6 protein-coding genes are annotated in these 7,939 nt (G+C 74.7%); 5 read left to right on the top strand and 1 reads right to left on the bottom strand.

Annotation, left to right across the window (positions count from 1 at the left end):
• Nucleotides 1-415 precede the first annotated feature (415 nt).
• Entirely contained in the window at nt 416-1,510 is a 1,095-nt protein-coding gene (locus AC061S_RS43875) for a threonine aldolase family protein (RefSeq protein WP_478691481.1), read from the bottom strand.
• A gap of 719 nt (nt 1,511-2,229) precedes the next feature.
• Between AC061S_RS43875 and AC061S_RS43870 the strand changes: the two genes are divergently transcribed.
• Genes AC061S_RS43870 through AC061S_RS43850 form a run of 5 tightly spaced genes read left to right on the top strand, consistent with a single transcriptional unit; the run spans nt 2,230 to nt 7,890 of the window.
• Nucleotides 2,230-3,252 carry a Rossmann-like and DUF2520 domain-containing protein gene (locus tag AC061S_RS43870; RefSeq protein ID WP_478691480.1) on the top strand — a complete coding sequence of 341 codons (1,023 nt, stop codon included), beginning with the start codon at nt 2,230-2,232 and terminating at the stop codon, nt 3,250-3,252.
• Complete coding sequence (gene panC / locus AC061S_RS43865) at nt 3,249-4,259, top strand: pantoate--beta-alanine ligase (RefSeq protein ID WP_478691479.1); 1,011 nt, start codon at nt 3,249-3,251, stop codon at nt 4,257-4,259. The genes AC061S_RS43870 and panC overlap by 4 nt, the downstream gene beginning before the upstream one ends.
• Nucleotides 4,256-6,073 (top strand): L-aspartate oxidase, encoded by a 1,818-nt coding sequence (locus tag AC061S_RS43860; RefSeq protein ID WP_478691478.1) that lies wholly within the window; start codon nt 4,256-4,258, stop codon nt 6,071-6,073. Before panC ends, AC061S_RS43860 begins: the two co-directional genes overlap by 4 nt.
• 2 nt (nt 6,074-6,075) lie before the next feature.
• The gene (gene nadC, locus AC061S_RS43855; protein ID WP_478691477.1) at nt 6,076-7,077 is read left to right on the top strand and encodes a carboxylating nicotinate-nucleotide diphosphorylase; all 1,002 of its coding nucleotides are present in this window, start codon (nt 6,076-6,078) and stop codon (nt 7,075-7,077) included.
• Between the two features lie 3 nt (nt 7,078-7,080).
• Nucleotides 7,081-7,890 carry a type III pantothenate kinase gene (locus tag AC061S_RS43850; protein WP_356514714.1) on the top strand — a complete coding sequence of 270 codons (810 nt, stop codon included), beginning with the start codon at nt 7,081-7,083 and terminating at the stop codon, nt 7,888-7,890.
• The last annotated feature ends 49 nt before the right edge of the window (nt 7,891-7,939 follow it).

Raw genomic sequence — 7,939 nt, 5'->3', positions numbered from 1 at the left:
CCATGATTTAGGCGCCCTCTGCTCGACTTCGACAGTGGCGGGCTTCTTGTGCGCCACAAATCACGCTTTACGTCCAGGCCGACACCCCACCCCGCCCCCGTCCCCTGCGCGGACGAGCCCCGGCCGGGCGAAAGACAGCCCTGGTGGCGGTCTAGGTCACTTCCCCGGTGGCTTGGGGCTCTACAGCCGTCCGGCGTTGGGTCTCTTCAGCCGCCCGAGGGGGGTCTCTGTAGCCGTTCGGAGGTGGGTCTCTTCAGCCGCCGGGGTTTGGCTTTTCAGCCGTCCGGCGTTTGAGGACCGGGGTCTGGGGCGGAGCCCCAGGGGGTCCGGGCGCAGCCCGGGACCCCTTCCCAGCCCGTCCGGCGTTTGAGGACCGGGTCCGGGCAGAGCCCGGTGGCATTCCCAGCGCCCCGGGCTACAGGCGGGCCACGAAGGCGGCTACCGCCGTGGCGACTTCGGGCTCCGTCCAGGACAGGCCCGGGCGGGTGACTTCGACCTCCGTCACCGACAGGCCCGGCGGGCCGTCGGGGGACCAGCGGCGGAAGAGGACCGTGCCCGTCTCCTCCGCCAGGCGGACGCCCGCCTCCGTGAGGCGGTCCGCGTCGTAGGGGAGCCACACCTGGAACTGGTGGGTGTGCGGAACCTCCGGGTGGACCCGGAACCAGGGGACCTCCGGAGCCGCCGCGAGCGCCGAGGACAGGGCGGATGCCACCGTCCGCGCCTTGGCCACGTAGGCGGGCAGCGCCGGCAGCTCCCGTTCCAGCCCGGCCAGGGCGGACAGCGCGGCCGGGAACTGGCGGAAGATCTGGCCCCCGTACCGGTGCCGCCAGACCTTCGACTCCGCCACGAGTGACGCGGATCCGGCGAGGGCGGCCCCGCTGAGGCCACCGAGGGACTTGTAGAAGGAGACGTAAACGGAGTCCGCCAGCGCCGCGATCTCCGGCAGCGACCGGCCGAAGTGGACCGTCGACTCCCACAGCCGGGCCCCGTCGAAGTGGACCACCGCGTCCCGTTCCCGGGCGGTGTCCACCAGGGCCGACAGCTCCTCCCAGGTCGGGAGCAGGAAGCCCGCGTCCCGCAGCGGAAGCTCCAGCATCAGCGTCCCGAACGGCTCCGGCAGCTCGGCGAGCTCGGACGCGGTCGGCTGGCGCGGTTCGCCCGTCGGGTGGACGGTCCGCAGCCCCGAGACGACGGACAGCGCGCCGCCCTCCCACCGCTCCGGATGGCTCATCGGGTGCAGGGCGACCACCGGGTTCCCGGTCCGTCCGGCCCAGCAGCGCAGCGCGATCTGCTGGGCCATGGTTCCGGTCGGGAAGAAGGCCGCGTCCTCGGTGCCGAGCAGCTCCGCGACCCGCCGCTCCAGCCGCTCCACGACGCCGTTGCCGTAGATGTCGGCCGGCTCGTCGGCGTCCGGGGCCAGCCCGCCCAGCTCCGCCAGCAGTTCCCCGAGCGTGGCCTCCCGCAGACTGCCCGACAGCTTCCGCGATGCCGCCCGCCCGGCGACCACCATCCGCGCCGCCACGTCCTCCGCGGCCCGCGCCGCCACGTCGTCCCCGTCCGGCGCCCCCGCCTCGCCCGGGACCCGCTCCGCGTCCGGTTCGGTGGTCTCGGGCGTGGCCGCGCGCTGTTCCGTCACCTGGTCTGCGTCCGCGTGCGCGCTCGCCGCCGTCACCTGGTCCGCAGCCCGCGCCGCCACGTCGTCCCGGCCCGGCGCCCCGGCCGCGTCCGGGACGCGCTCCGAGTTCGGTTCGGTGGTCTCGTCCGCACCCGCGGCTTGCGCCGCAACTTGGTCTGCGGCCGCGCACTGTTCCGTCACCGGGTCCGCGTCCGCGTGCGCGCTCGCCGCCCTCACCTGGTCCGCAGCCCGCGCCCCCGCCTCGTCCGGGAGGCGCTCCGCGTCCGGTTCGGTGGTCTCGGGCGGGGCCGTCACTCGCCCGGCCGCGCGGTTCCCTTGCGGGTCCGTGCCCCGCTGTGGGGCCGGGGTCGGACCTGCGGTCCGTTCGGCCGCCGCGTCCGGTTCCGCGATCCGTTCAGTGCCTGTGCTCCTGCCGGCCCCGGCCCCCGCGCCCGCGGCCTGCTCCGAGTGCCCGGCCGGGTCTGTCCCCGTTCCCGCCCCCGGGCCCGGCTCCGCCCCCGCGACCCGTTCCGCCGCGGCCGCGGCCGCCGTCCGCTCCGTGTGCTGGTTCATCCCCCGATCATCGCCGACCGGCCCACACACCAGGGGCTAGCATGGCGACGTATCGTCCGGTACCCCCCGCGGACCGGAACGGAACGGAAGGCCTCCCCCGCGTGAACACAGCCCCCCAGGCGGAGCGCCCCGCCCGGCTCTCCGTCGGTGTCGTCGGAGCCGGCCGGGTCGGCCCCGCGCTGGCCCGTGCCCTGCAGCAGACCGGGCACCGGCCCGTCGCCGTGTCCGGCGTCTCCGACGCCTCGCGCCGCAGGGCCGAGCGCATGCTGCCCGGCGTGCCGGTGGTGTCCCCCGCGCAGGTCCTCCAGGCTTCCGACCTCGTCCTGCTGACCGTCCCCGACGACGCCCTGCCGTCCCTGGTGGAGGGCCTCGCCGAGACCGGCGCGGTCCGCCCCGGACAGCTCCTCGTCCACACCTCCGGGCGGTACGGGGTCTCCGTGCTGGACCCCGCGCGCCGCGCGGGCGCGCTCCCGCTGGCCCTGCACCCCGCGATGACCTTCACCGGCACCGAGGTCGACGTGCAGCGCCTCGCGGGCTGCTCCTTCGGGGTGACCGCCCCCGACGAGCTGCGGCTCGCCGCCGAGGCCCTGGTCATCGAGATGGGCGGGGAGCCCGAGTGGATCGCCGAGGTGAACCGCCCGCTCTACCACGCGGCCCTCGCCCTCGGCGCGAACCACCTGGTCACCCTGGTCGCCCAGTCGATGGAACTGCTGGGCAAGGCGGGCGTCGAACACCCGAACCGGATGCTCGGCCCGCTCCTCGGCGCGGCCCTGGACAACGCCCTGCGCTCCGGTGACGCCGCCCTGACCGGCCCGGTGGCCCGCGGTGACGCCGGTACCGTCGCCGCGCACGTCTCGGAGCTGCGCAAGCACGCCCCGGGCACGGTCGCCGGGTACCTCGCGATGGCCCGTGCGACCGCCGACCGGGCCCTCGCACAGGGACTGCTCAAGCCGGAGCTCGCCGAGGACCTCCTCGGGGTACTGGCCGAGGAGGTCCTGAACCCCGGCGGCCCCGGCGGCCTCGACCGGCCCCACGGAACCGACCCCGAAGGCGGCGACCGGTGATCCTCCTCGACACCGCAGACGCACTGCACCGCCTGCCCCGCGCCGCCGCCGAGGCCACCGCCGGCCGCCGCGCCGTCGTCATGACCATGGGCGCCCTCCACGAGGGCCACGCCACCCTGGTCCGCACCGCCCGCGCGCACGTCGGCCCCACCGGCCAGGTCGTGGTCACGGTCTTCGTCAACCCCCTCCAGTTCGGGGCCAACGAGGACCTCGACCGCTACCCCCGCACCCTCGACGCCGACCTGGCCCTCGCCGAAGAGGCCGGCGCCGACGCCGTGTTCGCCCCGGCCGTCGACGAGGTCTACCCCGGCGGCGACCCCCAGGTCCGGATCACCGCCGGCCCGATGGGAGGCCGCCTCGAAGGCGCCACCCGCCCCGGCCACTTCGACGGCATGCTGACCGTCGTCGCCAAGCTGCTCCACCTCACCCGCCCCGACCTGGCCTTCTTCGGCCAGAAGGACGCGCAGCAACTGGCCCTCATCCGGCGCATGGTGACCGACCTGAACTTCCCCATGGAGGTGGTCGGCGTACCGACCGTCCGCGAGACGGACGGGCTCGCGCTGTCCTCCCGCAACCGCTACCTCTCCGCCAAGGAACGCGGCACCGCCCTCGCCCTGTCCCGCGCCCTGTTCGCCGGCCGCGACCGCCTCGCCGCGCAGGCCGCGCTGCGCGCCCGCGCCGAGGCGCAGGCAGCGCCGAACGGCGACGAGCGGGCCACCGGCCTGGCCCGGCTCGGCGAGATCCGCGCCTCCGCCGACGCGCACGCCGTCGCGGCGGCGGGCGCCGGGCTGCCGGACGCCGTACGGGCCGCCGCGCGGCACGTCCTGGAGGAGGCGGGCCGCCACGATCCGCCGCTCGTACTGGACTACCTGGCGCTGGTGGACCCCCAGGACTTCACCGAGGCCGGCCACGGCTTCACCGGTCAGGCCGTGCTGGCCGTCGCCGCGAAGGTGGGCGCGACCCGGCTGATCGACAACATCCCATTGGAGTTCGGAGCACAACCGTGAGCACCCCAGGCAGAGGCCCCGCGACTGCGGGCACCAGCACCGGCATACGGCTCCACGCCCCGGCGCCCGGCTGGTCCGTCGACGCCGATGTCGTGGTCGTCGGATCCGGAGTCGCCGGACTGACCGCCGCGCTGCGCTGCGCCGCCGCGGGCCGCCGTACCGTCGTGGTCACCAAGGCCCGGCTCGACGACGGTTCCACCCGCTGGGCCCAGGGCGGCATCGCCGCCGCCCTCGGCGACGGGGACACCCCCGAGCAGCACCTCGACGACACCCTGGTCGCGGGCGCCGGCCTGTGCGACGAGGCCGCCGTCCGGCTCCTGGTCACCGAGGGCCCCGACGCCGTACGCCGCCTCATCGCGACCGGCGCCGTCTTCGACACCTCCGCCGAGACCGGCGAGATCGAGCTGACCCGCGAGGGCGGCCACCACCGCCGCCGCATCGCGCACGCCGGCGGGGACGCGACCGGCGCCGAGATCTCCCGGGCGCTCGTCGAGGCCGTCCAGGACGCCGGCATCGAGACCGTCGAGAACGCCCTGGTCCTGGACCTGCTCCTGGACGCCGAGGGCCGTACCGCGGGCGTCACCCTGCACGTCATGGGCGAGGGCCAGCACGACGGGGTCGGCGCCGTCCACGCGCCCGCCGTGATCCTCGCGACCGGCGGCATGGGCCAGGTCTTCTCCGCGACCACCAACCCGTCGGTCTCCACCGGCGACGGGGTGGCCCTCGCGCTGCGCGCCGGAGCCGAGGTCTCCGACCTCGAATTCGTCCAGTTCCACCCCACCGTGCTCTTCCTCGGCGCCGACGCCGAGGGCCAGCAGCCCCTGGTGTCGGAGGCCGTCCGCGGCGAGGGCGCGCACCTCGTCGACGCGGACGGGGTCCGCTTCATGAACGGCCAGCACGAGCTCGCCGAGCTCGCCCCCCGCGACATCGTCGCCAAGGGCATCATGCGCCGCATGCAGGAGCAGGGCACCCAGCACATGTACCTGGACGCCCGGCACTTCGGCGCCGAGATGTGGGAGCAGCGCTTCCCGACCATCCTCGCCGCCTGCCGCTCGCACGGCATCGACCCGGTCACCGAACCGATCCCCGTCGCCCCGGCCGCGCACTACGCCTCCGGCGGCGTACGGACCGACCTGCACGGCCGCACCACCGTCCCCGGGCTGTACGCCTGCGGCGAGGTCGCCTGCACCGGCGTGCACGGAGCGAACCGGCTGGCCTCCAATTCCCTGCTGGAGGGCCTGGTCTTCGCCGAGCGCATCGCCGACGACATCATCGGGAACCCGCCCGTGGGCAACGGCCCCGGCATCCCCGTCCCGGCCACCGGCCCCCTCCAGCCCGCCGAGGCGCGCTACGAGATCCAGCGCATCATGACCGACGGCGCGGGCGTGCTCCGCTCCGCCGAGTCGCTGAGCCGGGCCGCCGCCGCGCTCGAAGCCCTGTACGCGACGGCGCTGACGGAGCTGGAGACCCGGGGCAAGACGGCCGTCCCCGGCACCGAGACCTGGGAGGCCACCAACCTCCTGTGCGTGGCCCGGGTGCTGGTCGCCGCCGCCCAGCGGCGCGCGGAGACCCGCGGCTGCCACTGGCGCGAGGACCACCCCGACCGGGACGACGCCGACTGGCGGCGCCACCTGGTCGTCCGGCTGTCGGACACCGAGCGGCGGGCCCTGGTCGTCACCCCCACGGACTCGGCGGACTTCCCGTCCGTACGGATCCCCTTGAGCAGCGACGACAGCGACAGCAGCGACGCCAGCAACAGCAACAGCACCAGCAACAGCAACAGCACCCGCAGCACCGACAGCCTGGAGCGGTAACCGTGAGCACGCACGAGCACGACCACACCACCCACGAACACGACGAGCTCCCGCTCCTCGACCAGAGCGAGGGCGGCGGCTGCGGCGACGACTGCGCCTGCGGCGAGGGCGAGGAGACCGGCCTGGACCCGGCGCTCGCCCAGCTGCTCGTGGACGCCGGCCTGGACCCGATCGAGGTCGAGGACATCGCGCACATGGCGATCTCCGAGGACCTCGACGGCGGGGTCGACGTCACCACCGTCGCCACCGTCCCCGAGGACGCCGTCGCCACCGCCGACTTCACCGCGCGCGAGGCCGGCACGGTCGCCGGCCTGCGCGTCGCCGAGGCCGTCCTCTCCGTGGTCTGCACCGACACGTTCGAGGTCGAGCGGCACGTCGAGGACGGCGACCCCGTCGAGGCCGGCCAGGTGCTGCTCTCCGTACGGGCCCGCACCCGCGACCTGCTCACCGGCGAGCGCAGCGCGCTGAACCTGCTCTGCCTGATGTCCGGCATCGCCACGGCCACCCGCGCCTGGGCCGACGAGCTGGAGGGCACCAAGGCCAAGGTCCGCGACACCCGCAAGACCACCCCGGGCCTGCGCTGCCTGGAGAAGTACGCGGTCCGCTGCGGCGGCGGCGTCAACCACCGGATGTCGCTCTCGGACGCGGCGCTGGTGAAGGACAACCACGTGATCGCCGCGGGCGGGGTCCGCGAGGCGTTCAAGGCCGTGCGCGAGCAGTTCCCCGACCTCCCCATCGAGGTGGAGGTGGACACCCTCCAGCAGGTCCGCGAGGCCCTGGACGCGGGCGCGGACCTGATCCTGCTCGACAACTTCACGCCCATCGAGACCGAGGAAGCGGTGGCGCTGGTCCACGGCCGCGCGGTCCTGGAGTCCTCGGGCCGCCTCACCATGCACAACGCCCGCGCCTACGCCGAGACGGGCGTCGACTACCTCGCCGTCGGCGGGCTCACCCACTCCTCCCCGATCCTGGACATCGGCCTCGATCTGCGCGAGGCGGTGTAGCCGATGCTCCTCACCATCGACGTGGGCAACTCCCATACGGTCCTTGGCCTGTTCGACGGTGACGAGATCGTCGAGCACTGGCGCGTCTCGACCGACCCGCGCCGCACGGCCGACGAGATGGCCGTGCTGATGCAGGGCCTGATGGGCATGCACCCGATGCTCGGCAGCGAACTGGGCGACGGCATCCACGGCATCGCGATCTGCTCCACGGTGCCGGCCGTCCTGCACGAGCTGCGCGAGGTCACCCGCCGGTACTACGGCGACGTTCCGGCGGTGATCGTGGAGCCCGGCACCAAGACGGGCGTACCGATCCTGATGGACAACCCGAAGGAGGTCGGCGCGGACCGCATCGTCAATGCGGTCGCCGCCGCCGAGCTCTACGGCGGTCCCGCGATCGTCGTCGACTTCGGTACGGCCACCACCTTCGACGCGGTCTCCGCCAAGGGCGAGTACGTCGGCGGGGTGATCTCCCCGGGCATCGAGATCTCCATGGAGGCCCTCGGCGTCCGAGGCGCCCAGCTCCGCAAGATCGAGCTGGCCCGCCCGCGCAACGTCATCGGCAAGTCCACGGTCGAGGCGATGCAGTCGGGCGTGGTCTACGGGTTCGCGGGCCAGGTCGACGGGATCGTGAACCGGATGGCCAAGGAGCTGGCCGGCCCGAACGGCGTCCCGGACGACGTCCGCGTCATCGCCACGGGCGGCCTGGCCCCGATCGTCCTCGGCGAGGCCGAGGCCATCGACGACCACGAGCCCTGGCTCACCCTGATCGGCCTGCGGCTGGTCTACGAGCGCAACGCGCCCGCCTTCGGCTGACCGGGGCCGGGCAGGCTGACGCGAAGGCCCCCGCCCCCGAGGGCCTTCG

Source organism: Streptomyces sp. CA189, from assembly GCF_056428985.1.
The sequence above is the reverse complement of the archived record's forward strand: the minus strand, read 5'-3'. Positions and strand labels throughout refer to the sequence as shown.

Excerpts from the sequence above, each read along its gene's own strand:
- AC061S_RS43875 (WP_478691481.1), bottom strand. The coding sequence starts at position 1,510 with ATGGTGGTCGCCGGGCGGGCGGCATCGCGGAAGCTGTCGGGCAGTCTG.
- AC061S_RS43870 (WP_478691480.1), top strand. The coding sequence starts at position 2,230 with ATGGCGACGTATCGTCCGGTACCCCCCGCGGACCGGAACGGAACGGAA.
- AC061S_RS43850 (WP_356514714.1), top strand. The coding sequence starts at position 7,081 with ATGCTCCTCACCATCGACGTGGGCAACTCCCATACGGTCCTTGGCCTG.